This window comes from Corynebacterium pacaense (genome assembly GCF_900169525.1).
Taxonomy (GTDB): Bacteria; Actinomycetota; Actinomycetes; order Mycobacteriales; family Mycobacteriaceae; genus Corynebacterium; species Corynebacterium pacaense.
Window position 1 is genome coordinate 934,840 of sequence record NZ_LT821239.1, and the last position, 25,253, is coordinate 960,092.

Genomic DNA, 25,253 nt, shown 5'->3' on the forward strand with positions numbered 1-25,253 from the left:
GATCCATATGAGAACGTCAAGCGTCGTGGGTTATCGTGCCCCGAAACAATGCGATAGCTGGCGGAAAACATCCTTGGCAGAGGCCGCGCGAAAAGTGACAGGTGGAATTCTGATTTTAGGGAATTCTTATGTCTATATCTGCCCACACACTAGATATTGCTTCTACTACAGAAGCTGCTACCTACTTGGGATTAAGCCCACGCACCCTCGAGAAGTGGCGATCGACTGGTAAGGGGCCTGTTTATGCTCGTCTCGGTCGTCTTATTGTTTATCGCTTTGAAGATCTCGACAACTGGGTTATGGCCAACCGCGTAGGCGGTGAATCAGAGTGACCGCAGAGAAAAACCCCGGAGTCGCAACCTCCGGGGCATCAAATGATCTGAACGGATCTGACTGTAATGATACCACTTCGGTATCACAAGACTACAGTGTCACAGCTAGAAAGACCGCAGTTGAAGCAGCCAAGAGAGGTTGGTCTTCGGAGATCCTCAGGGAAGGTGTTCGTGGAGACGGAGCAGCCTTTCAAGTCCTCTCGAGAAGGCGTCATCGATCGGAGAAAATATCATTTACGGACGAATCAGATGACAGCGAATCACACGACGATTCAGAGTCGTCGTGTGATTCAACTACCTCGGAGGGGGACGTTTGTGCATGTCAAAGCGTAGACAACTCGGTACGGTCGCAAGCCCCTATGGGGATCCCCATATTACGACCGTGCGACTGTACCGTCGCCGAACTTGAGACGGACGATGACAACGCAGTCGCTTCCTTGGCTGTTGCCGACTCGTCTAGATTCGGCGACTTGGCTTCGATGAAGGCCATGGGAACTGGACGTAAAGGACTGATTGTTGGTTTTGATACCGAGTTCTTCAGCATCGGAGGCGAAAAGGGACGGCGGGAGATTTTGTCATATCAGTTCGCTGTCGTTGACGTACATGACCCTGAGGTCATGGTCGAGGTTGTGATACTTCCACTAGAGGGAGAGCGGATCAGTATGCATGTTGAACCGGCCCAGGTTTGATGCCGCATCTTTTCGAGTTGAGAGGATGGCTTCATGCCAAAGAAGATTGATGCGCAGGTCCGTGAACGAGCGGTCAGGCTGGTGCGCGAGCACCGATCGGAGTACCCATCGAACGCGAAGGCGATCGCAGCCGTTGCGCGTCAGGAGGGCGTCGGCGTGGAGTCGCTGCGCCGGTGGGTGATCCAAGCTGAGATCGATGCCGGCACCAGAGAAGGTCAAACCAGCGAAGAGCACGCTGAGATCAAGCGGCTCAAAGCCGAGAACCGTCGGCTCCGTGAGGACGTAGCGATCCTGCGCGCGGCGACGACTTTCTTCGCGGGGGAGCTCGACCCCCGCAACCGTTGATGATGGGCTTCATCGACCAGATGCGTTCGGAGGGCTTCGCCGTCGAGTCGATCGTTCGCGTCCTGCGTGAGCAGGGCATGAAGATCGCGGCACGCACCTACCGGTCCTGGAAACGCCCCCGGATTTCGGCCCGTACAGTAGCCGACGCGATGGTCGTGGACGCGGTCCGTGACGCCGCCTGGACGACCGTCGAGGATCAGGCCGGTGAGCAACGTCGTCGGATGACTCCGGAGGGGTTGTACGGGCGGAAGAAAATGACCGCCCTGATCCGCCGCACCGCGCTCCCGGAGGCCTCCCGCGGGGCAGTCGACCGTGCCATGCGGGCATTGGGGCTTTCGGGCGTCACGCGGGCGAAAGCGATCCGTACGACGATCCGTGTGAAGGACGGGATCCGGGCCGGGGATCTGCTGAACCGGGACTTCACCGCCCCGCGGCCCGATCACACGTGGGTCACCGATTTCACCTATGTCCGCACTTGGGCGGGATGGGTGTATGTCGCGTTCATCCTCGACGTGTTCTCGCAACGCATCGTGTCTTGGCACGTCCAGACCACCAAGCATGTCGACCTCGTCATGATCCCGCTGCGCATGGCGCTCTGGGAACGTGACCGGCAAGGCCACCGAGTCGGCCCCGGACAACTGCGGCACCACTCGGATGCGGGGGCCCAATACACCTCCGTGATGCTCACCGAGCATCTCGCGCTCGAGGGTATCGCCGCCTCGATCGGGACCGTCGGCGATGCGTACGACAACGCGCTTATGGAGACGATCAACGGGCTCTACAAGGCCGAATGCGTGCGTACGACGATCTTCCACGACGGCCCCTACAAGACAATCGCAGACGTCGAGTTCGCGACCGCCGGATGGGTCGACTGGTACAACAACCGAAGGCTTCACGGTAGCCTTGGAATGGTCAGCCCCGACGAGTTCGAGGCGACCTACTACGCGGCCCTCACCGAGGAGTCGCTCCCCGCATAGAAGCGGCACAGAACCCGGGCCGGTTCATGTTGCTTTGTGGAAGGTTGTTGAAGTTGCCGGCCTCTGGGAATCTGACTTGGTACCGGAGGTTGTGACGTCGAAAGGGGTGGGTCTTCGTGACTTCTGGACGTTGGAAGACGAAATGGAATTCGATGAGAGGTATGGCGATGCACACCCAGATCGCACTGAGAATCTCCGGTTTGAACGAAATGAGGCTCTACTGAAGTCTCGTGCACGGGTGCCCATTACTCTCGTCTCTCACTTCGGTGCTGCTGACCTCAGTGCTTTTAAGCAGTCTCGATATCTTGTGGATCATATGCGAAATCTGACTTCTGCTGCCGGTGGGTTGGTCACGCTGATGCCCTTCAAACTTATTCGCAGCGATCACTCTCGGTGGTGGTGGCAGTGGATGACGGTTGATATTAGAGACACAATGGCTCATGCTCCTGCAGGACAGCAGTCTCTAGCAGCTCTTGGCCTAGCTTGCGGTGTTGAGAAGTTAAATGTGGATGACTCTATGAAATCTCATATGGATATCTACAAACGAGACCACCTGTTGAACTTCTTGGAATACGGTATCAATGACTCTGTCATTGTGGTGGAATATTTCGCACGGATGTGGGGCGATAGTATTGTGCCTCCGATTACACTCGGTGGTGGAGCCGCTCGTGCCATGGTCGCTTCTGGTATGGACTACCTCGGGTTGTCTAGTTCCGAAGAATTCAGACGAATCTTCTCAGGACTTGTTAGTGAGGATCAAGGCTTGGACGCCGTGGAAGAAGGGGATAAGTTGAGTTTCTACGCTAAACGTCGCCGTGCCCCTGTTGATGGTTCGGCAAATCAGTTTATGGCCGCTTTCGCTGCTGCGTATCACGGCGGGCTCAATGGTTGTCCTTCTCCTGGTTATTACACGACTCGAACATTGGATGTGGATGCGCAAAATGCCTATCCAACAACCATGGCGTGTGTTGAGGACATTGATTTCGAGGCTGGGTGTATCGAGGAGGTTATTCATGAGCGAGAGCTGACTCTTGAGGACGTACCCAGTCCCGTGTCACCGGTTGTGGCTTTCGTGAATTTTGAGTTCCCCGACGATGTTAAATACCCGTGTGTGCCTGTCAATGCTGACAACACTTTGATTTATGCACTTAGTAGTGAAGGGATTGCTGGTACCTGGGTAACCGGTCCTGAACTATGGCTTGCTTTGAAAATGGGGGCGAGGATCACCGCTCAGATTGGTTATCGAGGGCGACTGCTTTCAGGCCCTGATGATGGACGGTCGCTAACTCTTCGACATGGTGTTCGTTCTTTGATCGATGATCGAAACATTGCTAAAGCGATATATGGCAAGGACAGTCTGGAAGAAAAGACGCTTAAGACTGCGGTTGTCAGTATCTATGGCAAGACAGCTCAGGACGTCAGTGAACGACGATCATGGAATGCCAAGGGGCAGGAAATGGACGCTGTCGGTGGCAGTGCGATTACATCGCCCTATCATGCAGCGATGACCACGGGTCTGGTGCGGGCACAGTTGCACGCGACTATGCAGCAACTTCATGATCATGGGCACAAGGTTTACAGTGTCACGACTGACGGGTTTATTACTGATGCGACCTTAGACGACGTTGAGGGGCTCGATCTCTTCGGTTTGGCCGATCATCTGCGGGAAGCGAGACAGTTCTTGGTAGGTGACTCTTCTATGTGGGAAGTTAAACATGAACAGGAGACTTTCTTGAACTTCGTAACTCGTGGCAATGTCTCCCTGGACGACGAAGGGGTGTGTGCTCATGCTGGTCTGAAATTTGACCTTAAAGAAGAAGAAAAAGACACCGCTAAAGATCGAGAACTACTCTTAGAAACTGTTGTTACTCGTGAAGGGCGTGTTCAGAATAACTACGTTGGGCTCTCAACGTTCAAGGAACTTAGTCGAGTTGAACGGCGTGAAGATTTTGGTGCCCGTGAGGTTAATAGGACTGTCTCCCTTGATTATGACCTAAAGCGTCGTCCTGATATGGCGACGATGAAGCCTGTGATGGTGAAGACGAAGGACGATTCTGAGTGGGAGGTAGCCAACTTTGATACTAATCCGTGGGAGCGTATCGAAGACGCCCTCAGAGGCAGGATGATAGCCCGCACGATCGCTGAGACAGGGTGTTTACGAACCGTAGCTGAATGGAAGGAGTGGGAGGTCAAGAATACGCACGGAAAAGGCAGAAGGATTGCAACACACGGGCGTGTGATTTTGATGAGTATTGTTATAGCTCACCGCACCGGTGTTGTTTTAATTCCAACGCTTGCTGACAGTTCCCTCACCGTTGCTCAGAGATTGGAATGGCTGTCCGAATGGGGACTTGGAACACTGTCGCGAGGTGATTGGGATAATGCTCGTCGGCCCGAACGTGCGAGTCAGATGCTTCCCCTTGATGTTCTCGAACCTTTCCTGACGAGAATGCGAGAGATGTCTGTTGGCGATCATCCAACCGAGGATGACTGCTTGCCCTACAATTTGTCAGGGGCTGTGTAACAATGAGCTATTCGATTGGTCACGTGGGGTTTAAGACAAAGTCGGACGTTGCGCAGCACGCGAAAGCGTTGTTGAACAGAGCGGAGCTCGGTAGACCTCTTAATGATGAAGACACTGAATTCGTTGCTGGCCTATTTTCGAATCATCCTGACTATGTAAACAAATGCGGTCTGGGTGTGCAGTTTTTCTACGTCGGTATTATCCCAGCGTGGGGAACTCGTAACTTCTTGCTGTATCGGGTTGATGGGTCTGTCGATAACTTCAGCATTAAGAACTGCATTTCCCATCTGCGTCCTAATTAGCACCAACTTTTTGTATCACACCCAGTACTTCTTGTGCGGAATGTACTGGGTGTTTTTTCATGTCTAAACAACCTTGATGTTTCAGAGTTGAGTTGGTCTTGAGGGTCCACACTTACCCCTGTTTACGAACTTATTTCATAAACTTATACACAAATTTAAAATATGGGGGTTTTTATTAAAACTAGTTCTTCTTTTGGGATGGCTTAGTTTTGTGGATGTATTTTCTTTGGATTTTTCGGTGCAGGTAACGGGGGTAATAGATTTTCGCTTGTTCCCTAATTGGTGACAAGTTTTCTGATACTCCGGAGATCGTGGTGTTTTGCGTTGGTATTAAGCATCACATTGCTGTGCTGATGTCTTTTATCGCAACTGAAGTCTGTGCGTATCTTTACGTCCGTCACTGTCTTATGGGCACTGGTGTGACGTCTTGAAGGGGCATCGTCTTTATGTTCTCAAGGGCTGGTCTGTGCACCGAACTAAAGCCCTGACGCAGCGACAGCTGCAGTCAGGGTGGTGGCACAAGGGCTTGGTTACCCGGAAGCGAAACGATAGCGGCGCCAGCCGCATCGCTTCCGGGTTGGGGCACCCCGAAGGGGCGCACAGCGGAGAGACGAAGAGGGGAGGGAAGGCAGCGCAGCAACTGACCCCTCTTCGGCTTAGGAGCTGGGCGATAAGGGCCGTCCGAAGGACGGGGGTTTGCGTCAGCAAACCAGGTGTATCGGCTATGCCGATCGGATTGAGAATTGAGCGCAGCGAAAGGCTCAATGCGTCACACCCCCTTATGCCCTTCCATTCTTTTTCCCCTGTGGAGGGAGCTTTAGCGACTGGAAAAGGGGTGAATATGCTTGTTAAGCTGGGGAAATTAAGTCCATATATACGTATATATGAGGGGTGTTTTTGCTGAAATCAGGGCTATCTACGTAGATATGGTTTTGCATTTCCCCAGGTAGGAGAGGTCTGCTGTGTATACGAGCGAAGCGAGGGTGACGCCGGTGTATTTCAGTGGGGTTCGAGGCACGAGAACGAGGGTCCCACTGGAATACACCGGCGATGGAGATTAAGCAGACGTTGCGGCTTGATAAGTGCTTTTTCAGCTCTGTTGAGACCTCTTTTGAGAGGGTCTGGGATGAAAGGTTTAGACGTCTCTGGTTGGGAGTCTCTGGGCTGAATGTAGAGGGCTTAGAGAAGGTTTACTGCGTCGTGGGTCTGGCGTGGTATTCGTTTCTAAATCCTTCTGCGTGTCGGTTGGTGGGTGTTGCTCTCGAGTGTTTGTCGATTTGTTGATGCGTGCTGATCCAGGGGCAATCTCAGACTTGTATTCGAGTGGTTCTCGTTGATCGTTGTTATTCCTTAATTGGTGGGGGTCTCTTTCAGTCGGGTGTCAAAGGCCGATCGAGGTGCTGTGGCATCGGGTAGCGATGGAAGTTTTCAATGGAACTTTTTGGCGGAGTGCGTCTTGGTGGACGTGTCGTGGCTTGGGTGTGTGTTGCGTGGTTCGATTCTGGCGCCACTGACTTGTGCTTGACTGCGGGATTGGCTGGTCTTGGAGTCGCTGTCTTTTCAGATGTTTTCAGGTAATGGACGGGGGTAATTGTAGTGTTTGTTTTATTGGTTAAATCTAGGAATGAGGTCTCTTTGTTGCGGTTTACGGGGGTAGGTAGCTGCCTGGGGTGATTGAGTTGTCACTTCAGTAGAGATAGCGATTCGTCACTTTATCGACCGCTTAGAGGCTTTTACGGTGCGACTGTTTTGCCCCTTGAGGGGAGATAGCGATTCGTCACCTTATCGACCGCTACGAGGCTTTTACGGAACGATTGAATCGACCCTTGAGGGGAGATAGCGATTCGTCACTTAATCGACCGCTACGAGGCTTTTACGGAACGATTGAATCGACCCTTGAGTGGAGATAGCGATTCGTCACTTAATCGACCGGTTGCTGGCTTTTACGGAACGATTGAATTGTCCCTTGAGCGGAGATTGCGATTCGTTACCTAATCGACCGTTGAAAGGCTTTTACGGTGCGACTGTTTTGACCCTTGAGTGGAGATTGTGATTCGTTACTTAATCGACCGCTATGAAGCTTTTACGGCACGATTGAATCGACACTTGAGCGAACGCGCAGGTGAGGCGCCTCAGAAGGCGTGTGCTGTGGCGGTTATTCGCTAGAAATTTCGACCACATCGATGTGATGTCCTATTTATGAGGCAAGATCATGACTGAGTGCTGAGCCCAGCTGCCTTTTCGGAGCTGAGAGCTGGGTACTGTTGTTTTAGATTTTTATTGGCACCGAATCAAGGGGAACTTTGGCTATGGCTTCATCAGCGTCACTCCATCAAGCGGTCTGGCAGACTGCTGACACGTATTTGCGAGGTGTGGTTCCGCGCCAGTCCTACGGAGACTATATTCTTCCTTTCACCGTACTTCGTCGCTTGGAGTGCTTGCTTGAGCCAACCAAGGCTGAGGTTCTGCAGACCATCAAGCACACAAAATTCCCGGAGAGCATGTGGGGCGCTCAGATTCGTGCTGAGCACAATCTGTCTTTCTATAACACCTCAGAACTGTCGATGGGTGTTATTGGTGGTAGTGACGACCACGTGAAGAAAGGCATGTTCACCTACCTGGATGCTTTCTCAGACAACGTGCGTGACGTGTGGACAGCGTTCAAATTTCCAGAGCTGCTCAACAAACTGGAAGAGAACAACGTCCTCTGGGGTGTGGTGAAGCACTTCTCTAATATTGATCTTTCCGATGACGCTCTTGGCGAGAATTCCATGGGTGAGCTCTTTGAGAACCTTATGTATCGAAGCTTCAGTGAAAATGGTCAGGTGGCTGGTGAGTTTTACACCCCGCGTGATGCTATTCGTTTGATGGTCGATGTGCTTCTATCCAGTGACGATGACGGACTCTACGGTCAGGCGCCGGCGCGAACTGTGTACGACCCTGCGGCTGGAACTGGCGGTATGTTGTTGGTTGCCAAGCGCGCGATGGAGGAGCTGAACCCAAAGATTCAGGTCTCTGTCTTTGGGCAGGAGTTGATGGCTGAGTCACTTGCCTTGGGCAAATCGGATCTCATTGTCTCAGGCATTTCCCCAGATGCGATTCGTGACGGCGACACGCTCGCTGATGATCGCTACGAGGGGGAACAGTATGACTATGTCCTATCAAATCCCCCTTATGGCTCTGATTGGAAGAGGTCGAAAGACGCTGTTGACCGTGAATCGAAGATTGAAGGCTCTCGTTTTAGTCATGGACTACCACCAGTTTCTGATGGTCAGATGCTGTTCTTGAGCCATGTTGTTCACAAGCTTAAAGAAAAAGAACACGGTACGACCAAAGGTGGTCGAGCCGGTGTTGTTACTAATGGTTCGCCGCTGTTTACCGGTGCTCCAGAATCGGGTGCTGACAAGATCCGTAACTGGTTGATCAACGGTAATCTCATTGACGCGATTATCGCTTTACCCACAGACATGTTCTACAACACCGGTATCGCTACCTACGTGTGGATTCTTGATAAGAATAAGGAAGACAAGCGTAACGGTAAAATCCAGCTCATCGATGTGACGGGCACCTGGACGGCAATGCGAAAGAGCATGGGCAGTAAACGGCGTGAGCTTTCTGAGACTGATCGTGAATTCGTTCTCGGTTTGTATAACGAATTCGAAGACGCTGATCCAGATTATTCCAAGATCGTCACCCCCGATGAACTGGGCTTTATCGATGTTCCGATGTACCGGGTGATGCGATACTCAACGCTCATTGATGACAGTACGGTTGCTGCTGCGATATCTCATAAGCAAGCTTTGACTGGTCATGAAGCTGTGGTGCGTTCGTGTGAAGGGGTTGCGTGGAATGATTTGCCTGATCATCTGAAGAAGGCTGCTAAGACTGCTGGTTTGAAGATGAGCGTTACTTTGCTGGGGCACATCATGAACTCTGTTTGTGTTGAAGATCCAAATGCTCCCGAAGCGATCGATCACAAGGGTAATAAGGTTATCGACAAGGCCTCGAAGATCACCGAGCGTATTCCGTTGACTGAGGATGTTGCCGAACATATGGAGCGTGAAGTCCTACCATTCGCTCCAGACTTGGTCTGGGACATGGCTGAGGCTAAAACTGGTTATGAGATTCCGATGACCAGGTTGTTCTACAAACCAGAGATCATGCCAACCTTGGAAGAGCTAGACGCTGAGATTGAGACTGTATTGGATTCGATTCGTGCACGCTTCTTAGAGGTGAAGGAATGAGTGACGTGTCATCTGTAAAGCTCGCTCACTTAGTGAAGTTTGGGCACGGGAAGGACTGGAAAACTGTGGAATCCCCGAATGGTAATTTTCCGGTATACGGTTCCGGAGGTAAATTCGGTCTCGCATCAGATTTCTTGCACGACGGTGAGGCTGTTCTCTTTGGACGTAAGGGGACCGTTGATCGTCCGATTTATGTTAATGAGAAATTCTGGACCGTAGACACAATGTACTATGCCATTCCACATAGTGACAGAGCTGTTGGGAAATACCTTTACTATTGGGCGACTACGATCCCTTTCCAAACGATCACAACTAACACTGCCTTACCAAGTGTTACCTCGATGGACCTTTCTCAGCTTTATGTTCCACTCCCGACTCTCGTAACCCAGCAGCGTATCGCTGACTACTTGGATCGAGAGACTGTCGAGATCGATGCTGCGGTGGCCGACCTGGACAGGTATGTGGAGTTATTAGAGAAGCGACGGCTAATCGCTATTGAGAATGCCATCGAAGGGAAGCCCATACCGCTTCACTGTATGTCTCGAATTGTAGATTGCGTGCACACAACACCTGATAGAGACGATGCAGGCGTAGCGGAAGCAGTTCGGACTAGCTCGATTCGAAATGGTAAGTACATTCCAGGTGTCGGTATTCCGATTTCCCTCGAGACGCTGACTCTTCGAACGAAGGAGCTTTCACCTCAACCCGGTGATCTATTCTTCACACGGGAAGCTCCAGCAGGTGAAGCCTGTCTTGTTCCAAAGGATAAGCCTTATGCGTCGGGGCAGAGAGTAGTTACTATAAGGCCTGATGTTTCGGTCGTTTTACCTGAGTACCTTCTTTTTGCGCTGTATTCATCACAAATTCAGTTGCGTTGGGAAACTACTTCAACTGGTTCAACTGTTACAAATATTAAAATGGATACCATTGGACAAACACGGATTCCTACTCCTCCAGTCGACCTTCAACATCAAATTATTGAAGTGTTGAAAAAGGAATTCGACGAAATTGATTCGCTCGTCGCTGAGTCCAGGAAGCTCCGAGAGCTTCTCCTCAAACGTCGTTCTGTCCTCATCACTGATGTTGTCACTGGTCGGAAGCAGGTTTAACCATGGGTATTCAATCAACGATGGAACAAGCTTTTGAAGACGCCATCGTCAATCACCTTTCTAAAAACGGCTGGCTCACGGACACTGGGAGTAGTGCTGGCTGGGATAAAGCCCGAGCTCTCTATATTCCAGATGTTCTCCATTGGCTTGAGACACAGCGCCACGACGAGTTTCTCAAAGCTGTACCGGAGTCCCTCACAGGTGTTCAGCGAGAAGTTTACGTAGCGAAACTACTAGACCGTCTCGTTTCTATGTTAGATAAGACACCAGTGCTCAACACTCGTGATAAGAAAGTTCATCACGGATTGTTAGGGACACTCCGCAATGGGTTTTCCCATGCGCAGCGTGGTCAGCAGAAAGCTACCTTCGACAACATGGTGGCTTTTTATCCTGAAAACCCTCTGTACACTGAAGCCACGAAAGACGCTCAGGAGAACCGTCTCCGCGTATTGCGGCAGGTTCCATTCGATACAACCGGTACCGATACTCTCGATCTTGTCCTCACTGTCAACGGTATCCCTGTCGTCACACTTGAGCTGAAGACGGACAACACTCAGGCCGTTCGCGATGCGGTGAAGCAGTACAAAGTCGACCGGAAACCCAATAAGAACTGGTTCGCCCCGGGTTTAATGGAGGGTAGGAAATTGGAAAAGGAAACCCTTACATGCCCACCAAATACACTGTCGAGCTCAAGCAGCGCGCTGTAGAACTCGTGCTCCACGCTCAAGCTGATCCCGTCACCGCCCGGGGCGCGGTCACCCGCATCGCCGACGAACTCGGCGTGAGCAAGGAAACCCTGCGCGTCTGGGTCCGCACCCACAAGCAATCCGGAACCGACACACCGGCCGAATCGATGGACCTGGAAACAGAAAACCGCAGGCTGCGGGCCGAGCTCGCCGAAGCCAAACGCGCCAACGAGATCCTCAAGAAAGCCTCGGCTTTTTTCGCGGCGGAGCTCGACCGCCCACACAAGTAATCGTCACCTTCATCGACGACAACCGTGCTCAGTTCGGGGTCGAGCCCATCATCCGCGTCCTGGCCACCACCAGCGCGAAGATAGCCCTGAGCACGTATTACGCCCACAAATCACGGCCTGAATCAGCCCGGTCCATCCGGGACAAGCAGATCACCCGGGCACTGCGCCGGATCTTCGAAGACAACTACTCATGTTACGGCGCCCGGAAGCTGTGGGCGGAGATCAACCGCGAGGCCACCTTCGGTCACGTCGCCCGCTGCACCGTCGAGCGTCTCATGGCGACCGACGGGCTGAAGGGGATCCGGCGGCGGAAGAAAAGACCGTCAACTCGCAGCGCCGACGCCGGCGAGTGTCCTGTCGACCTGGTGGAGCGCAACTTCGCCGTGACCGCGCCGAATATGCTGTGGGTCGCCGATATCACCTATATCCCCACCCGGGCCGGGTGGGTGTATGCGGCGTTTGTGTTGGACGCCTACACCCGTGAGATCATCGGTTGGCAAGTGACGAACCACATGCGGGTCTCGTTGGCCCGCGATGCCTTGGATATGGCCCTGTCGGCTCGTCTTCGCGCTGGTGAGGACGTCTCTGGGCTGATCCACCACAGCGACCGTGGAGTGCAATACCGCTCTATTACCTACGGCGAGTCATTGGCGGAGTCGAAGGTCGTGGCCTCGGTCGGATCCCGCGGCGACTCCTATGACAACGCGATGGCCGAGGCGTTGAATTCGATGTTCAAGGCCGAGCTGATCGACCGCAGGACGTGGCCGGCGCTGACCGATGTGATCGTGGCGACCTCGAAGTGGATCGGGTGGTACAACAACCGCCGGTTGCACTCCGCACTGGCTCATCGCCCGCCGAAGGAAGTTCACCAGGAATGGCAGAAGTATCAGGCCTACGCGGCCTGATCGACAAGTAAATCACCCTCTACAAAACCCGGGGCTTGACAAACCGTCCGCTGTTAAAGCCTGGTCGTGCGCTTGTCCACTTCGCTGTCTCTAATCAAGAAGTACAGATGACCACGGTTCTTGCTGGTCTGGACACATTCTTCTTACCTTTTAATAAAGGTAACGATGGACATGCCGGTAACCCTGTTAATCATTCAGGTTCCGATACCTCATACCTGTGGGAAGAAGTTTTCGAGCCTGAACTGTTCTTACGTATTCTGCGTGACTATGCACTGTGGGAGCCATCGTCGAAGGGTAATTCTGGAAGATTGGTGTTTCCTCGTTACCACCAGCTTCGAGCGACTGAGAAGGTCGTTGACGACATTGCTGTCCGTGGTGCTGGTGGACGTTACCTGATCCAACACTCTGCTGGATCGGGTAAAACAAAGACAATCGCCTGGCTAGCCCACCGAACAGGTCGGGTTATTGATTCAACCGGTAGTCCAGTTTTTGATTCCGTGATCGTTGTCACTGACCGCACTGTGCTTGACGACAACGTCAGGGAAGGTCTAGACCTGCTTCGAGCGTCTGAGGGACTTGTGGTTAACGTCGACAATGCACTCGGTTCTAAGTCGAAAACGCTGGAGGCAGCTCTCATTGACGGTGGACACATCATCTCGTGCACCATCCAAACATTCCCAGCATTGGCAAAGATGATGGAAAAATCTCAGAAGCTTGCCGGTCGAAAATACTGCGTGATCATGGATGAAGCACACTCGTCCCAGCACGGTGAAGCTGCTATTCGCCTGCGTGAGATGCTAGTCGACACTGATATAGCCGAGGATGAAGAGATCACTGCTGATGACGTTCTCCTAGCTATGGATAAATCGGTAGCGAATGCCCCTAACCTGAGCTTTATTGCTTTAACAGCAACGCCGAAACCTAAGACTTTGGCAGCATACGGTAGCGAGGTTCCAGACCACCCGGATAAGCGCGTAGCGTTTGACACTTATCAAATGAGTCAGGCGATCGAAGAAGGATTCATTCTTGATGTGCTGGCGAATTACAGCACGTATTCGATGTTTGCTCGCATTAGGGATGATCTGGGTCGTGAAGACACCGTCGACTTTGGTGAAGCCGTGTCAGATATGGTGCGATTTGTTCGTATCCACCCCACATCGATTGCTCAAAAGGTCGAAGTTACGGTGGAACATTTCCGCCGCAATGTCATGCATCACTTGGGCGGTACTGCTAAAGCTATGGTTGTGGCGCCTGACCGAATGTCAGCGGCGACCTGGTCCCACAAGATGAATGAGTACATCGCGAAACGTGGTTATGACGACATGACCACACTTGTCGCGTTCTCGGGCTCGTTGACTTACGGCGATGGTGAGAACGCAGTCGAGATCACTGAAGCATCAATGAACGGCGTGAAGGACACAGCTCTTCATTTCCGGGAACACGACGAATCCAAAGTCCTGATTGTGGCGAATAAATTCCAGACCGGGTTCGACGAGCCACGTCTGTGCGCGATGTATGTGGATCGAAAACTATCTGGTGTCCAGGCTGTGCAGACCTTGTCAAGGCTTAATCGGGTGTTCCCGGATAAGCCGAAGCCTATGGTCGTGGACTTTATCAACGAGCCTTCTGCGATTCTCGATTCATTCACCCCGTATTACAACGAGGCTTATATCGATGATGAGATCCCCGCAAATGCGTTGTCGGACCTTGGTGACATCCTCGATGCGGCTGCGTTCTACACCGCAGATGAGCTGGATAAGCTCGCGTCCGCTTATGTTGCTCGTGAGGATGCTGAGACGTTGCAGGGTTTGGTGTCACCGATTCGTGCTCGGTGGAATGAGCACATGCGTGATGCTCGTTTTATGATTGACAAGGAAGCTTATGAGTTCGGTAAGTCCTTCCGTGCGAACCTTATCAAGTACGCCCATGCTTGGGAGTTCCTCAGTCAGATCGTTGATTTTCAAGATGCTCTCCTCCATAAGCGTGCCATCGTTGCCGGCTTGTTGGCGAAGAACCTCAACATGGAACGTCAAGACGACGATGACGATTACACCGTTGGTATCGAGTTAGTTGGTGTTGCTGTAGAGCCTGTGGGCGATGCTCAGGATCTGGGTCTTGCTGGTCAAGACATTGATGGGCATTTGGAACTGCCTGGGTTTGATGGTCGACCTGTGGGAGATAACTCTCCAGTACAAGCGGCGTTCGATGAGGCAGTGGACGAAGTCAATCAAATCTTGGCTGCTGTGGGAATCGATGCGTCAGATGAAGCCACTAAATCTGCGATTCGGGCTAGCTATGGCATTCTCGTGGAAGATGCGACTGTCCAGGCGCTTGCGCGTGAGAATGATTCTTCGCAGGTCGCTGGTACTGATGTGTTCAAGACCAAAGGGTTTGGAGCGATTCTTGCTGCTGCCAAGCAATCGAACGAGGTGTACGAAGCGATCACCGCTGATCCCGATAACTTGGATAAATTCCTTACTGCACTAGCTCACATGATTGTCGCTGCGAAAGATGATGAAGGTGTTTAGGTTGTCGCTGTCGTAATACTATCGTCTACGTCGCAAAGGGTTGAAGATCTTTACATAAAGGCCTGTTACGGAAACGCCTGAAAGTCACTCGTGTGAAAGCATGGTTCGTCGCGACGAAAAAAGCTCTCAAATTGATTGAGAGCTTTTTTAATTGATTGAGAGCTTTTTCTCGTTTAACACGTGGTTGTCTATGGCTAGTTGTAACCCGTTTATTGGGTACCTGGTCAGTGTCTTTTCGCTGGCTAGAAGTAGAACGTACGCCTAAGCCGAAACTATTTTCTGGATACCAGACCTATCTCTTGACTAAAAACATAGAGACACCCCTGCTCTACAAAAAAATAAGGTGTTGTTTATTATTTGCACCGAAAAACAATAGTTCCAGCGACCCTAATTGAGAACCTCACTTGAGCACGAATGAGGCTTTTTCATCTCGTAACATGTCGAATGGACCTTTCCACTTAACTCCCATAGCAACACACGCGTCCGGTATCTTGATCTTATTCTTACGCTTCGGATCAGCCTTCTCCATAGTAACTACAGTCATATTGTGAGCCCGTGCATAGGCTACCAACTGATAATCTGCCACGCTCAGAAAATCATTGATAGCGGCTTGTGTGAAATGGTGAGTAGTCGCCCACTGGGAAAGTTTAGCAAGGTGAGGTCCACAGCTGGAATCAAGCGTCGCAAACAGGTATGGGCGGTTTGCCGCCCAAGTTGTAAGGTCATCATTACCCGCAGAGATTTCATCCCCGACCTTTTTAATGGATTTTAATAAACCCGCATTGTATGAGTCATCAAGCCAATCCCAAAAAGCTGGGACAAAGTCTAAACCATAGTGTGCCCGGTTTGACTGAATGAAGATGTTTGCATCTAGAAGGTACACTACGCTACCCCTAACCGTTCAGCTAAACCTTCGAATGTACTCACCTTAGACGTCCCTAACAGACGGAATGCATCTCGATACAATGTTCGTCCTTCGTATGTGTCAATAATTACGGCTTTGGAAAATTGTTGCCCGATCTGCAATGGGCGCGAGTTGTAGTAATCACCACCGGGAGACTTTTTCCTACGCGCAGCAATCTCCTTAAGACGTCCTTCTTCAGCTCGATAGAATTTAATATACTTATCCCAACTAACTAGTCCAGCGTCATGGATTCGTTTTATTACGACCAATGTGCTTGCTTTATAACGTTTTGCAAGCCGAGACACCTCGGGGTCAGTTAACGACCCGTTATAATCCAATCGAATTTGCTCGAGGGGGATTAACACTTCCGCAGCTACAGAATTGGCCCAACGCTCATTCCCCAAGCTATTCGTATTTTTCATATCCTCATTGGATACTCCGCTTTCACCTAGCCATACATGTGCAAGCTCATGGACCAAGGTAAACATTTGCGCAGATTTTGAATCCGAGCCGTTAACGAAAATTATTGAAGCAAATGGGTCCCCCAAAGTGAAACCCCTGAATTCTTGAAGGCTTAAACTCCTGTGCGTATTATTGCCCACCACACTACTCACCATAACGAGGACTCCGATATCCTCGATAGCGTCGATAAGGTAACGAAGTGCTTCTTCCCATGTACGGAATCCCCCGCGCTGTTCCATATCGAAACTAAGTGCTTTTCGTATCTGACTAGCCACATCAATTGGAGAATCATTGAGTGAAGCAGAGCCAAAGAACTCTAATGGCTCGGCATCTTGTGATTTAGAGTAATCCCTGTACCAGTCCTGGCGCATCTGCGCTTCATAAATCACATCTAAGAGATTTGCGCTAGGCTGATCAACCCCAACATTGCTAAAAGTGCGATAGTCGGGAATCGGAATTTCTTCCTGAGGGGGTTCGGGAAGAAAGAGGTAGCCGAATGGAACATGCACCGCTCCGGCAAACTCCTCTAGTTGTGCGAGGGTAGGAGATTTTTTACCCGATGCATACGTTTCAAAGCGTGCGTAGCGCTTTGTATTGGTATTCAGGTTGGCGCGATCAAGCGCCCATCGAAGCATCGAGGGTGCAACGTCCATGGTGGACATCTTTCCAGCTCCTTATCGGCAAATGGATATTGTATTTAGAGTAAACGACTCGTAGAGTAAGGGCTATCCCGACGCACTTAAATTTAATTATCGGTAATACCCAGACGGCGAGCGTTGATTCGTAGTCTTTAAACTAGAGTTAGGTGCCTTTACTGTTGAGCATTCAAAGCCCAATAGGCTGGCTGCTACAGTATCTCAGAATTGATGGTACATCTCGAATAATGAACCCATCGTCCTGCACTCCTGCCGAGGATCGCTAGAGAAACCCAAATGTTCCCATGCTGTATACCTCGTACAAGTCTCCCTACTCAACAGGCTAACTATCACCAGACCTTAATCTTCACGTTGACTGGGTCGTCGAAGACGGGGCATGGGGCACACTTTCCGAAGCATGTGTAACACAAGAGGAAGACCTAGAACTCGAAATGTGGTTTTCTATAGGTTTTTTAGCAGTTTCGTCATCTTGAGCGGGCTCAGCTGCAATCTTATTGTTTGGGTGCTCGACTAAAACTAATTGTGCTATTACCTGTAAACTTCTAATTTTCTTCTGGATATCGGCTGATGGAAAAGTTAAATTGTTAATTTCTTTCAACCACTCCGCTCCACCTTGGTTTTTAGCTTTTTCAAGAGCTGTTGATTCATTTATTAATGCATCCCATAGCGCTTCGAGAGCTACGCGTATTTCAGCGTCGTAGACTTCAAGGTCTAGCAGAATAAGTGCGTCTTGAGCTTTTTGGTGGTAAATCAGGATTTCCGCACCTTTTAAAGCCTCAAGTATTTCAACATTGAAATTACCACTAGGCGCTTTCTCTAAGACTAATTTATCGATCTGTCGAGCTGCGCTGTTTATGGTTTTTATGCATTCAGCTACTGCTGCTCTCTGGGAGATTCGAAGTTCTCTATCGAGTTGCTCTCGACGTTCTCGCTCTCGGTCATCTCGATCTTGTTGTCGTCTCGCCTCTGCTGCAGCGATATCTTCTTGTCTACGTTTCTCTGCTGCGTCCTGATCGGCTCGACGCCTTTCGCCTTCAGCTTTTTGGTCTTCTTGTCTGCGCTTATCGGCAGCTTGTTGATCGGCTAGACGTCTTTTATCTGCTGCTTTGTTCGTCAAGTAAGTACTGATCAAAACTCCAAAAAGAGCGATAACAGCGACACCAAACGCAGTGAGGTTGTTCTCCATCATTTCATTCACGATTGTGACAGTAGTGTGTAATTATGAAGAGTAGGAACTTTGTGAATCTGTGGTAGCAGTACCAACAAGGTTATTTGCTAATTCTCGCGAGTCCACTGGCGCCTGTACACAGCACCCCCACCTGTTTTCTCAGAAAGCTCGAGAGCCTCCTCTTTTGTTGCACATGCTTCGGAGAGCGTGCCCCATTCTTCATTTTCAACAACCCAATCAACATGGTTGTTGAGGTTCGTTGATGTCTTGTTGTGATTCATGAGGGTTACGTTAGCTGGTGGGGTAGGAGAGTGCTGTAGTCCCCGGGCTAACGACCTGCGTGACCTGTTACTGCTGGCCTAGCGCTCGATACAGAGTCGCACGTCCAACACCAAGCTCTTTAGCGATCGATGTTTTTGATTGTCCTTCCTCGATCCGTGCACGTGCCTGCTCAATCTGCTCAGAGGTGAGGGCTTTCTTGCGACCTTTATACTTGCCCTGCTTCTTGGCGAGAGCGATGCCTTCCGCCTGCCTCTCGCGAATGATGGATCGTTCGAACTCTGCAAATGAACCTAGGATGCCCAGCATGAGCGAGGCACGGGGGTCTCGTGATTCGGCTGAGAAATCAAGATGTTCTTTGACGAAGTGGATGCTCGCCCCTTTGCTGCAGATCTGGTCAATCAAGGTCTGAAGATCGCTCAGAGACCTAGCGAGACGGTCTATTGAACCGACGACCAGCTGGTCACCTGCACGTAAGTAGTTGATGCAGTCCTCTAGCCCCTGGCGTTCAGCCCGTGATCGAGCAGATATTTTGTCTTGAAACTCGCGATCAACAGAACCGATTGCTTCTCGCTGGCGCGCGAGGTTCTGTTCAGCAGTGGACACTCGAATATAAGACACTCTTTGGCCTGTGTGATGCGTGCTTGTAGTCAGGGGGTTTGGTTCTTGAGTCTCCGCAGTAGGCGCTAATTTGTCTGTTTTCTCTTTCGGCCATGCTTTACCGGCATCGAAGAGAACCTGGTCTGGAGGGAAGTCTGTTATCTCGCTCCATCGGCCACCACCCTCGTACACCTTTGCCTTGATGACATGTTTATGCACCCTGTGCACGCTTAAGTATCCGTTTGGTTGCTTCCCGAATGTTAGCCACGTCGCCGCATCAGGTGTGCGCTGGTATTTTTCCCACAGCACACCACCGTCATCGAGTACTGTCTCAGCCTCGACGAGCTCTCCGTCGAGGTCCCACGTTTGACCGTTATCGGTGGAGAAGCCTACTCGAGTTTGTTTCGACCCCTTGCGGATAATGAGGACACGATCTTTGGGTTTCCCGTGTAGTCCCAGCAATGTTCCGTAGCGTTTCATAGTGCCCACTGTCTCGTTAGGGTTAATAAGATGTAGAGACAGTGTATCAAAATTGGGCTTTATGACATGGTGAGACAGCATTTCCCGGATCAGACCGTCTGTCTCACATGGGTATACCCCAGTGCGGCATACACAGCGGCCAAACGAAACTTTCAGAAGAAAATGCTATCATGGTTCCATGACATGGCTTCTGGTGCTCGCGGTCCTTATCGTTCTCACTGTCGCCGGGGCAGTCCTTCCCCGTCGGGCCAAGCAGGAGCAGCTCGGCTTTCCCTGGTTCTGGGTGGTATTCCCCATCACAGCCTTGGCCGTGGCACTCACCGTTTATTCATTCCTCCCCATTGCGCCTCTGGGCGTGGAATATGGATGGACCATGTACGCCCCGTTGTCCGATGCCATTGACGAGGACGCTGACCCATTTTGGCCAGGAAAAATCCTGTGGGTTATTACCGCTGTGGTGGGTATGGGTTTATCGGTATGGACTTGGCGCCGCGGGAGCGTATGACCTCGCTGTAAGGAGGACAGGTGCTGTTGTGAACTCGGGGGGCACAGCTGAGATGACTCAGTTTCTCACCGCCTGAGGAGCGCTCAGTGCCAGCATCCTCAGCAGGTGCTCGAGACGACCTGAGGCTCATTCACGCAAAGGCTTTCTAACTCTGACACTAACTGCCCCGCTGCTCCCCAGGGCATACCTCAAGGGGCAAGGTGATGAAACGGATCTTTACAACTGTCTTGACCAGTAGCTAAGCATTCCTGGAAAACGTGCATACGTTAGTTTTCTCTCTCGAAAAAGAATGGTGGATGCTGTGAACATACGGACGAAGGAGAAGTAGCTGGCGGTCAGGCTGTAGTACCCCAGAGAAAACACTTTTCGGCTGGGTTAACACGCTGGTGGCAGGCTGTGAGGAATGCTGCGGGTCCGCACTTCTAGGCGGAATGGGGACGCGCTACGGCGCTGGAAGGGCGAGAAAGATGCTCAGTTGAGAGTCAGTCCTTAATCTTTTCGGCTCGATTAAGTTCACCCTCGCAGGTGTCGGTTTCCTTAGATTTTTCACCAAGGAAGAGTTCTCGGTAATACTGCTCAGCCACGTCGTGTACGGTCGCAGAAACCAAGTCTCTTGAGAACCGGTAAATGCGCCACTGCACCCATGCTCTGCGTACTGCATAGGCTGCGTAGGCTACGAAGCCGACTAGAAAAACAGCCACGACAATGCTGTCAGTTTCCAAGACCCAGTTGTTTGACAGGTACCAAAAACCGTATCCGATTGGGACGAGATTACTGAACATCTGAATGGTTGCCCCAACAGCAGGGTCGTTGTTGACCAAGCTGCGATGTGCGCTGCGGCAATCGGCTAGATCTCCGTAGAGAGCTAAGATGGAGTGCGACCAGGCGGATTTTCCCGCTTCTGAACTATCGGGGAATTCGTATTTTGACTCTAACGTCTTGAAACGAGCAAAAGACTCCTGGTACCTCTTAACGGTATCCCGATATTTAATGCCGGGCGAGGTGTACTTCCATTCGCGCGTGATAAACGCGGGTATGCACAGCAGTAAAAGATTAATCAGGGAGTCTGTATCAAGCATGCGCTAAGAATACGGGACGCAACTGGGCTGTCACGTCCGCGACGGTTGTAAGCCTAGCCTATGCTCTAGTGAGGCGGCATAAAAAAAGACTCATGCTGGGAAGGAGACTATCCTTCGGGAAACTTTGCACTTTCCTGATCGTTCGCACACTACCGGTGAAGCCTTCCAGAGACCTACCCCTGGTCTTCCAATTGCCCCTCTATCTCTTGATGTACGCCAGGCATTGATCCAATTTTGGTAATGCTGTGGGTCTGGGATAAAGATGGAATCACCGTGTAGCGATTATGAGACTCTTTCTTGTCTGGCAGTTCCACTTACGAGTTATTGGATCCACGCTGCTCAACGTTGGGCAGTCACTAATTATTGCGTGCTGCTGTAAAGCAAAAGGATGGGTAAACGATGGCATATCAATATAGCGAACTAAGCTCGCACGAATTTGAAGCATTAGCGACACGAGTTTTCTGTAGGATGCGTAACAGTGAGCGATTCCAGCTTTTTCAAGTAGGCCCTGATCGCGGCATTGATGGGGTAGTCACCCTAAAAACAGTGGACGGCTCAAAAAAACGGGTGATGCTCCAAGCAAAGAATCATCGTCGATATAAGAGTGATGCTGTTCTCCCAGATCTTGAAAAATTCAAACCAGATTAGTTTGATGAATATGTCTTGGCTCACGCCGCAAGCCTGTCGGAAAAGGCTGTGAATAGTATTGAAAAGCGTTTTCAGGAATTATTTGGTGATGTGCCTATTACAGTATTAGGTCAACAAACCATTGAACAGGTCTTAAAAGAGCGGGAAAATAAAGGCATCGTTGAAAGTTTCCCGAAACTATTTCTCAATTCTTTAACAGACCTTGACCACATCATTCACCGTGACATGTGGGAGTACTCCCACAACAAGATCAGCACTCTGGAATCTGAATCTGAAAAACTAGTGGAAACCCAGGCTTCACGGGAGATTGCTCAACGCTTGATCGAAGAAAAAGTTTGTGTGGTCGCGGGACCAGCTGGCATAGGTAAGACAGTTAGTACCTTCCTCGCAGCACAACGCATCATTGAAACAGAGAGGGCCCAAGGGCTAGTTGAATACTCACAAATCTGCTTCATCCGAGATATTAGAGACATGTACAAGGTTTCACGCCGACAAAACGGGGTGATATTCATCTTTGATGATTTCCTAGGGGATACCACTCTTAATCCCCAGATCCCTAACGGAAATTTCCGCCAGTTCGTAGATGCTGTTGAAAAAATATTGTTCTCTAAAAACGATCGTCTGGTTTATATTTCGCGTGATTATATTTTGAAAGATCTTCGAAATGCTCGTGAAGATGAGAAAGATGGTGCATTATTTGACCGAATTCACCCGATCTCGCTCGAGGACCGTCAAAGTCGCCTCGAAGTCTTTGCAGCACTTACGTCTCAAAGAATCCGCGAACTTCGTGAGATATCTCCAGAATATGTGACTGACTCCTTCAAGGCAGCGATGATAGTTAAACGTGAGTATGAGCAATTACTAACATTGGAGTTCTTTAATCCTCGTGCTTTACATACGGCATTGGGAAATGAAGAAAGACTCGATGGCACCTCAGTGCATCGATTGAAAAAAGAAGTAAGAAATCCGCTTACCGCGATTAAATCTGCGGCGAAAAGTCTGACTAAAGATACTTTCCTGATTCTGCGCGCGGTGTTTGTCGCTGAACAGTTGAATGTTAAGGACTTACGTAAATTGCACTTCAGTCAGAACATTGACTATCGCGAACTACTTAGCGTCCTCGATGGTATTTGGATAAAGATTTCTTCCGATCATTACTTTTTTTCTACTCGATCGAGCAATGCTACAGATCGAATCATCAGTCTCGCCAACCCCACGGTGAAAGAATTTCTAGCCGAGCGATTCCTGTCAACAAAATTCGAGATCAACGATTCATTCGAGATTTGCCGTAAATTGGGGGTTTATGCTGGCCTCGCCCATGCTGTTCAAGATATTGACAAGCCACAAGGTGATGTAGATCATTTTGCGATAGAAGTATTCCTGAACGACTGCATTGACGCGATGGAAAACAATGAGCTTAATCTCTGGAGCACACATGGCTTTCGCACCCTGGTCCTCTGGATTGCTCAAAGCAATCCAGCCTCAGAGTCAGTAATGCGCATTAAACACCAGCTCCGAAAACAGGCCTTAGATCCACACACATCATTTGTGTATGAGTACGACATTGAAGATTTTCAAATAATATTTAGGTCTCTTTTTAATGACGATGCTTGGACACTTGATGATGCAGATATGTTATCTCGCTTAATTCAAGAATTATTGCAAGAATGTGGAAACACTGATGAACTTGATGCATTCCTAAATTGGTTCGAAACTCTCAACGGCGTGATAGCAGAACATGTGGATTTAACCGATTTTCTTTCTTCTTCTGAGGAAGCATTTGTCGATATGATCAGGGATAATTGGGAGAACTTTGTAGATGGTCAAGAGGTCAATGATTATGTCTCTGATTTTGAGAGGTCTCTCGAGCGTTTAGGATTCAGCAGTGAGTCAATTGATGCAGACCAACTTTATTATGAATTTGACGAATGGCAAGAGCAAAATAGGTTGGACATAGCTGTGTCAAAAGGTGATGGAGGTACTTTAGAGCTCCTTCAATCCATGCGGTCTACTAATCGAGATGAATCTCGTCAGATAAAAAACGAAACAGACTTAGTTAGTGGGATGTTTGACTAAGCTTTTTTCCCTAGAGCCAGTCTGTTTAATAGAGCATTCGTCTAGGACCACTAACGCGATGAACCTGATGGATCTAGGAGAAGATTCTCGATCGGCTGGTGTGCCTCAAAAAAACACATACAGAAGCCAGTGTGAATGAGGCTCGCTTCGTCCTTTTCTAGACCTACATTGCCCTTGGTAAGCTGCTGCCACTACCCAAAGGGGACGACACCCCGGTGCCTAGGCCAGATTCATCGAAGTTATTCAGGGGAGACAGGAACTGTTCAGTGGCTATCGAGACAGTCATGCTTGTCAAATTATTTAAACCAGACCTTCTCCACCGCCATGGTTTAGCGCTCAATCGCTGATGACATGGTTGATCATCAGTGCTATGAGGTTGCTACCAAGTTAGATACATTAGAAGAATGTCTTCTGAAAGCATGCTTCCCGTTGCTAACCCGACTCTCACTAGAGCTCTTTGTAAGACCATCGTAGGCGGGTACGAAGGTATTTCTGTTGAAGAAATGAAGAATAGCTTCGCCGCAGCCAATATCGTGATACCGGGTAATTATTCCTCGAAGACGGATATTGCCTATCATGCGTTGATAAATGAACAAAACTTCGCGAAATCAAGCCAGCCATTAGAACGTTTCATCTTTGAAGCAGTATCCCCAGTCCGCTTCATAGATGATCCTCAAAAACGTCAACGGATCATTTCTGAAGTTGATACAGTGCTCCGCACCTACAAATTCAGTATTTCGGACGAGGGTTATATTACTCCAGCGATCGAGGGGGTTACCGGCGTGGACGCTCTAACCCAGCGATTAAAAGGAAAGTTAGTCTTACGCAGTACCCATGAGGAGGTACTGAAGTTTTGTGATGAAGAACTGATCAATCAGTCGATGTTTCATGCAGTGTCCGAAGCAGTGAAATCGCTGATGGATCGGATTCGGCCTAAGGATTGTACTCTAGATGGTGTACGCCTAACACAGCACGTATTTGGTACGCGCAACAACCCTGGACCTCGTTTTATTAATGATTTCTCGACGCCCGCTGAACAGGCTGAGCATTTCGGATTTATCCAATTGCTGGATGGGATTTATGGGCATCTTCGAAATGATCGATCTCATCGATCGCGTATGGAATCTGTAGAAAATGAGCTAGATTTTCTCGATGCTATGGCGATGATCTCCTACGCACACCGCGTCTTGGACAAGAGTTGGTTGAAAGGTGAATCAGGTAGCTAAGGTCGGGCTGCCCCGTGTGAATGTGGTTTTGGGAAATTACTGGTAGTTGAACATTCATGGAAGTGCTGCTGTGATTGACATTTTGAATTAATCTAATTGATGGCCTGACGTCATGCATTGCTTTTACGATGGCTATGTAACCCCGGTAAGGGGTGGTGAAGGCTAGCTGTGACGGACTAAGTGAATATTCGCGCCTATGGGAGCCACCTGTTCGCGCCCTTGGGATCCAGCGATGGTGC

21 protein-coding genes and 1 other annotated feature are annotated in these 25,253 nt (G+C 50.1%); of the genes, 15 read left to right on the forward strand and 6 right to left on the reverse strand.

Annotation, left to right across the window (positions count from 1 at the left end; all coding sequences use genetic code 11):
• Positions 1 to 128 precede the first annotated feature (128 nt).
• From B7E02_RS04500 to B7E02_RS04555, 11 genes are all read left to right on the forward strand, one after another.
• Complete coding sequence (locus tag B7E02_RS04500) at positions 129 to 332, forward strand: helix-turn-helix domain-containing protein (protein ID WP_080793460.1); 204 nt, start codon at positions 129 to 131, stop codon at positions 330 to 332.
• Positions 329 to 1,021, forward strand: coding sequence for a hypothetical protein (locus tag B7E02_RS14000; protein WP_143336640.1), 693 nt, complete (start codon positions 329 to 331; stop codon positions 1,019 to 1,021). Before B7E02_RS04500 ends, B7E02_RS14000 begins: the two co-directional genes overlap by 4 nt.
• Before the next feature lie 33 nt (positions 1,022 to 1,054).
• A protein-coding gene (locus B7E02_RS04510) for an IS3 family transposase (RefSeq protein WP_143336607.1) occupies positions 1,055 to 2,343 on the forward strand; the annotation gives its coding sequence in 2 pieces (ribosomal slippage) (positions 1,055 to 1,328 and positions 1,328 to 2,343; 1,290 coding nt in all).
• Between the two features lie 142 nt (positions 2,344 to 2,485).
• On the forward strand, positions 2,486 to 4,867 hold the full coding sequence (locus tag B7E02_RS14320) for a hypothetical protein (protein ID WP_179129653.1): 2,382 nt from the start codon (positions 2,486 to 2,488) through the stop codon (positions 4,865 to 4,867).
• A 2-nt stretch (positions 4,868 to 4,869) separates the two neighbouring features.
• Complete coding sequence (locus B7E02_RS14925) at positions 4,870 to 5,169, forward strand: DCL family protein (RefSeq protein ID WP_080793464.1); 300 nt, start codon at positions 4,870 to 4,872, stop codon at positions 5,167 to 5,169.
• Positions 5,170 to 7,478: 2,309 nt separating this feature from the next.
• Entirely contained in the window at positions 7,479 to 9,413 is a 1,935-nt protein-coding gene (locus tag B7E02_RS04530) for a type I restriction-modification system subunit M (protein ID WP_080793466.1), read from the forward strand.
• Between the two features lie 5 nt (positions 9,414 to 9,418).
• Complete coding sequence (locus B7E02_RS04535; protein ID WP_179129654.1) at positions 9,419 to 10,522, forward strand: restriction endonuclease subunit S; 1,104 nt, start codon at positions 9,419 to 9,421, stop codon at positions 10,520 to 10,522.
• Positions 10,523 to 10,524: 2 nt separating this feature from the next.
• On the forward strand, positions 10,525 to 11,229 hold the full coding sequence (locus B7E02_RS04540; protein ID WP_080793471.1) for a type I restriction endonuclease: 705 nt from the start codon (positions 10,525 to 10,527) through the stop codon (positions 11,227 to 11,229).
• Positions 11,187 to 11,498, forward strand: a complete 312-nt coding sequence (locus B7E02_RS04545) for a transposase (RefSeq protein ID WP_080792459.1) — start codon at positions 11,187 to 11,189, stop codon at positions 11,496 to 11,498. Before B7E02_RS04540 ends, B7E02_RS04545 begins: the two co-directional genes overlap by 43 nt.
• Positions 11,459 to 11,587: a sequence feature (AL1L pseudoknot), on the forward strand. Its footprint overlaps the gene before it by 40 nt.
• A complete protein-coding gene (locus B7E02_RS14325) occupies positions 11,510 to 12,403 on the forward strand; it encodes an IS3 family transposase (protein ID WP_245802197.1) in 894 nt (297 codons plus the stop codon). (Overlaps the previous feature by 78 nt.)
• A 107-nt stretch (positions 12,404 to 12,510) precedes the next feature.
• Entirely contained in the window at positions 12,511 to 14,931 is a 2,421-nt protein-coding gene (locus B7E02_RS04555) for a type I restriction enzyme subunit R domain-containing protein (RefSeq protein WP_245802160.1), read from the forward strand.
• 400 nt (positions 14,932 to 15,331) lie between these two features.
• Here B7E02_RS04555 and B7E02_RS04560 read toward each other — a convergent pair whose 3' ends face one another.
• From B7E02_RS04560 to B7E02_RS04575, 5 genes are all read right to left on the reverse strand, one after another.
• Complete coding sequence (locus B7E02_RS04560; protein WP_003854469.1) at positions 15,332 to 15,814, reverse strand: DUF4411 family protein; 483 nt, start codon at positions 15,812 to 15,814, stop codon at positions 15,332 to 15,334.
• Positions 15,814 to 16,959 (reverse strand): ImmA/IrrE family metallo-endopeptidase, encoded by a 1,146-nt coding sequence (locus B7E02_RS04565; protein WP_003854472.1) that lies wholly within the window; start codon positions 16,957 to 16,959, stop codon positions 15,814 to 15,816. The genes B7E02_RS04560 and B7E02_RS04565 overlap by 1 nt, the downstream gene beginning before the upstream one ends.
• Positions 16,960 to 17,299: 340 nt before the next feature.
• Positions 17,300 to 18,142, reverse strand: a complete 843-nt coding sequence (locus B7E02_RS04570) for a hypothetical protein (protein ID WP_245802204.1) — start codon at positions 18,140 to 18,142, stop codon at positions 17,300 to 17,302.
• Between the two features lie 86 nt (positions 18,143 to 18,228).
• On the reverse strand, positions 18,229 to 18,402 hold the full coding sequence (locus B7E02_RS14330; protein ID WP_003854477.1) for a hypothetical protein: 174 nt from the start codon (positions 18,400 to 18,402) through the stop codon (positions 18,229 to 18,231).
• A gap of 67 nt (positions 18,403 to 18,469) precedes the next feature.
• Positions 18,470 to 19,480: a recombinase family protein gene (locus B7E02_RS04575; RefSeq protein ID WP_080793475.1), complete on the reverse strand. Its 1,011-nt coding sequence runs from the start codon at positions 19,478 to 19,480 to the stop codon at positions 18,470 to 18,472.
• Positions 19,481 to 19,658: 178 nt separating this feature from the next.
• On the opposite strand from B7E02_RS04575, the gene B7E02_RS04580 reads away from it, so the two are divergent.
• Positions 19,659 to 19,985 (forward strand): hypothetical protein, encoded by a 327-nt coding sequence (locus B7E02_RS04580; RefSeq protein ID WP_080793477.1) that lies wholly within the window; start codon positions 19,659 to 19,661, stop codon positions 19,983 to 19,985.
• 482 nt (positions 19,986 to 20,467) lie between these two features.
• On the opposite strand, the gene B7E02_RS04585 is transcribed toward B7E02_RS04580, so the two are convergent.
• A complete protein-coding gene (locus B7E02_RS04585) occupies positions 20,468 to 21,064 on the reverse strand; it encodes a hypothetical protein (RefSeq protein WP_080793479.1) in 597 nt (198 codons plus the stop codon).
• Between the two features lie 399 nt (positions 21,065 to 21,463).
• Between B7E02_RS04585 and B7E02_RS04590 the strand changes: the two genes are divergently transcribed.
• The 3 genes from B7E02_RS04590 (at position 21,464) to B7E02_RS04600 (ending at position 25,014) form a co-directional block, all read left to right on the forward strand.
• Complete coding sequence (locus B7E02_RS04590; protein ID WP_080793481.1) at positions 21,464 to 21,712, forward strand: restriction endonuclease; 249 nt, start codon at positions 21,464 to 21,466, stop codon at positions 21,710 to 21,712.
• Between the two features lie 15 nt (positions 21,713 to 21,727).
• Positions 21,728 to 23,788: an nSTAND3 domain-containing NTPase gene (locus B7E02_RS14010; RefSeq protein ID WP_143336641.1), complete on the forward strand. Its 2,061-nt coding sequence runs from the start codon at positions 21,728 to 21,730 to the stop codon at positions 23,786 to 23,788.
• A 404-nt stretch (positions 23,789 to 24,192) separates the two neighbouring features.
• A complete protein-coding gene (locus tag B7E02_RS04600) occupies positions 24,193 to 25,014 on the forward strand; it encodes a TIGR02391 family protein (protein WP_080793484.1) in 822 nt (273 codons plus the stop codon).
• Positions 25,015 to 25,253 lie beyond the last annotated feature (239 nt).

Excerpts from the sequence above, each read along its gene's own strand:
- B7E02_RS04565 (WP_003854472.1), bottom strand. The coding sequence starts at position 16,959 with ATGTCCACCATGGACGTTGCACCCTCGATGCTTCGATGGGCGCTTGAT.
- B7E02_RS04540 (WP_080793471.1), top strand. The coding sequence starts at position 10,525 with ATGGGTATTCAATCAACGATGGAACAAGCTTTTGAAGACGCCATCGTC.
- B7E02_RS04570 (WP_245802204.1), bottom strand. The coding sequence starts at position 18,142 with ATGATGGAGAACAACCTCACTGCGTTTGGTGTCGCTGTTATCGCTCTT.
- B7E02_RS04555 (WP_245802160.1), top strand. The coding sequence starts at position 12,511 with ATGACCACGGTTCTTGCTGGTCTGGACACATTCTTCTTACCTTTTAAT.
- B7E02_RS14320 (WP_179129653.1), top strand. The coding sequence starts at position 2,486 with ATGGAATTCGATGAGAGGTATGGCGATGCACACCCAGATCGCACTGAG.
- B7E02_RS04545 (WP_080792459.1), top strand. The coding sequence starts at position 11,187 with ATGCCCACCAAATACACTGTCGAGCTCAAGCAGCGCGCTGTAGAACTC.
- B7E02_RS04575 (WP_080793475.1), bottom strand. The coding sequence starts at position 19,480 with ATGAAACGCTACGGAACATTGCTGGGACTACACGGGAAACCCAAAGAT.
- B7E02_RS14925 (WP_080793464.1), top strand. The coding sequence starts at position 4,870 with ATGAGCTATTCGATTGGTCACGTGGGGTTTAAGACAAAGTCGGACGTT.
- B7E02_RS04600 (WP_080793484.1), top strand. The coding sequence starts at position 24,193 with ATGTCTTCTGAAAGCATGCTTCCCGTTGCTAACCCGACTCTCACTAGA.
- B7E02_RS04580 (WP_080793477.1), top strand. The coding sequence starts at position 19,659 with ATGACATGGCTTCTGGTGCTCGCGGTCCTTATCGTTCTCACTGTCGCC.
- B7E02_RS04590 (WP_080793481.1), top strand. The coding sequence starts at position 21,464 with ATGGCATATCAATATAGCGAACTAAGCTCGCACGAATTTGAAGCATTA.
- B7E02_RS14330 (WP_003854477.1), bottom strand. The coding sequence starts at position 18,402 with ATGAATCACAACAAGACATCAACGAACCTCAACAACCATGTTGATTGG.
- B7E02_RS04500 (WP_080793460.1), top strand. The coding sequence starts at position 129 with ATGTCTATATCTGCCCACACACTAGATATTGCTTCTACTACAGAAGCT.
- B7E02_RS04530 (WP_080793466.1), top strand. The coding sequence starts at position 7,479 with ATGGCTTCATCAGCGTCACTCCATCAAGCGGTCTGGCAGACTGCTGAC.
- B7E02_RS04585 (WP_080793479.1), bottom strand. The coding sequence starts at position 21,064 with ATGCTTGATACAGACTCCCTGATTAATCTTTTACTGCTGTGCATACCC.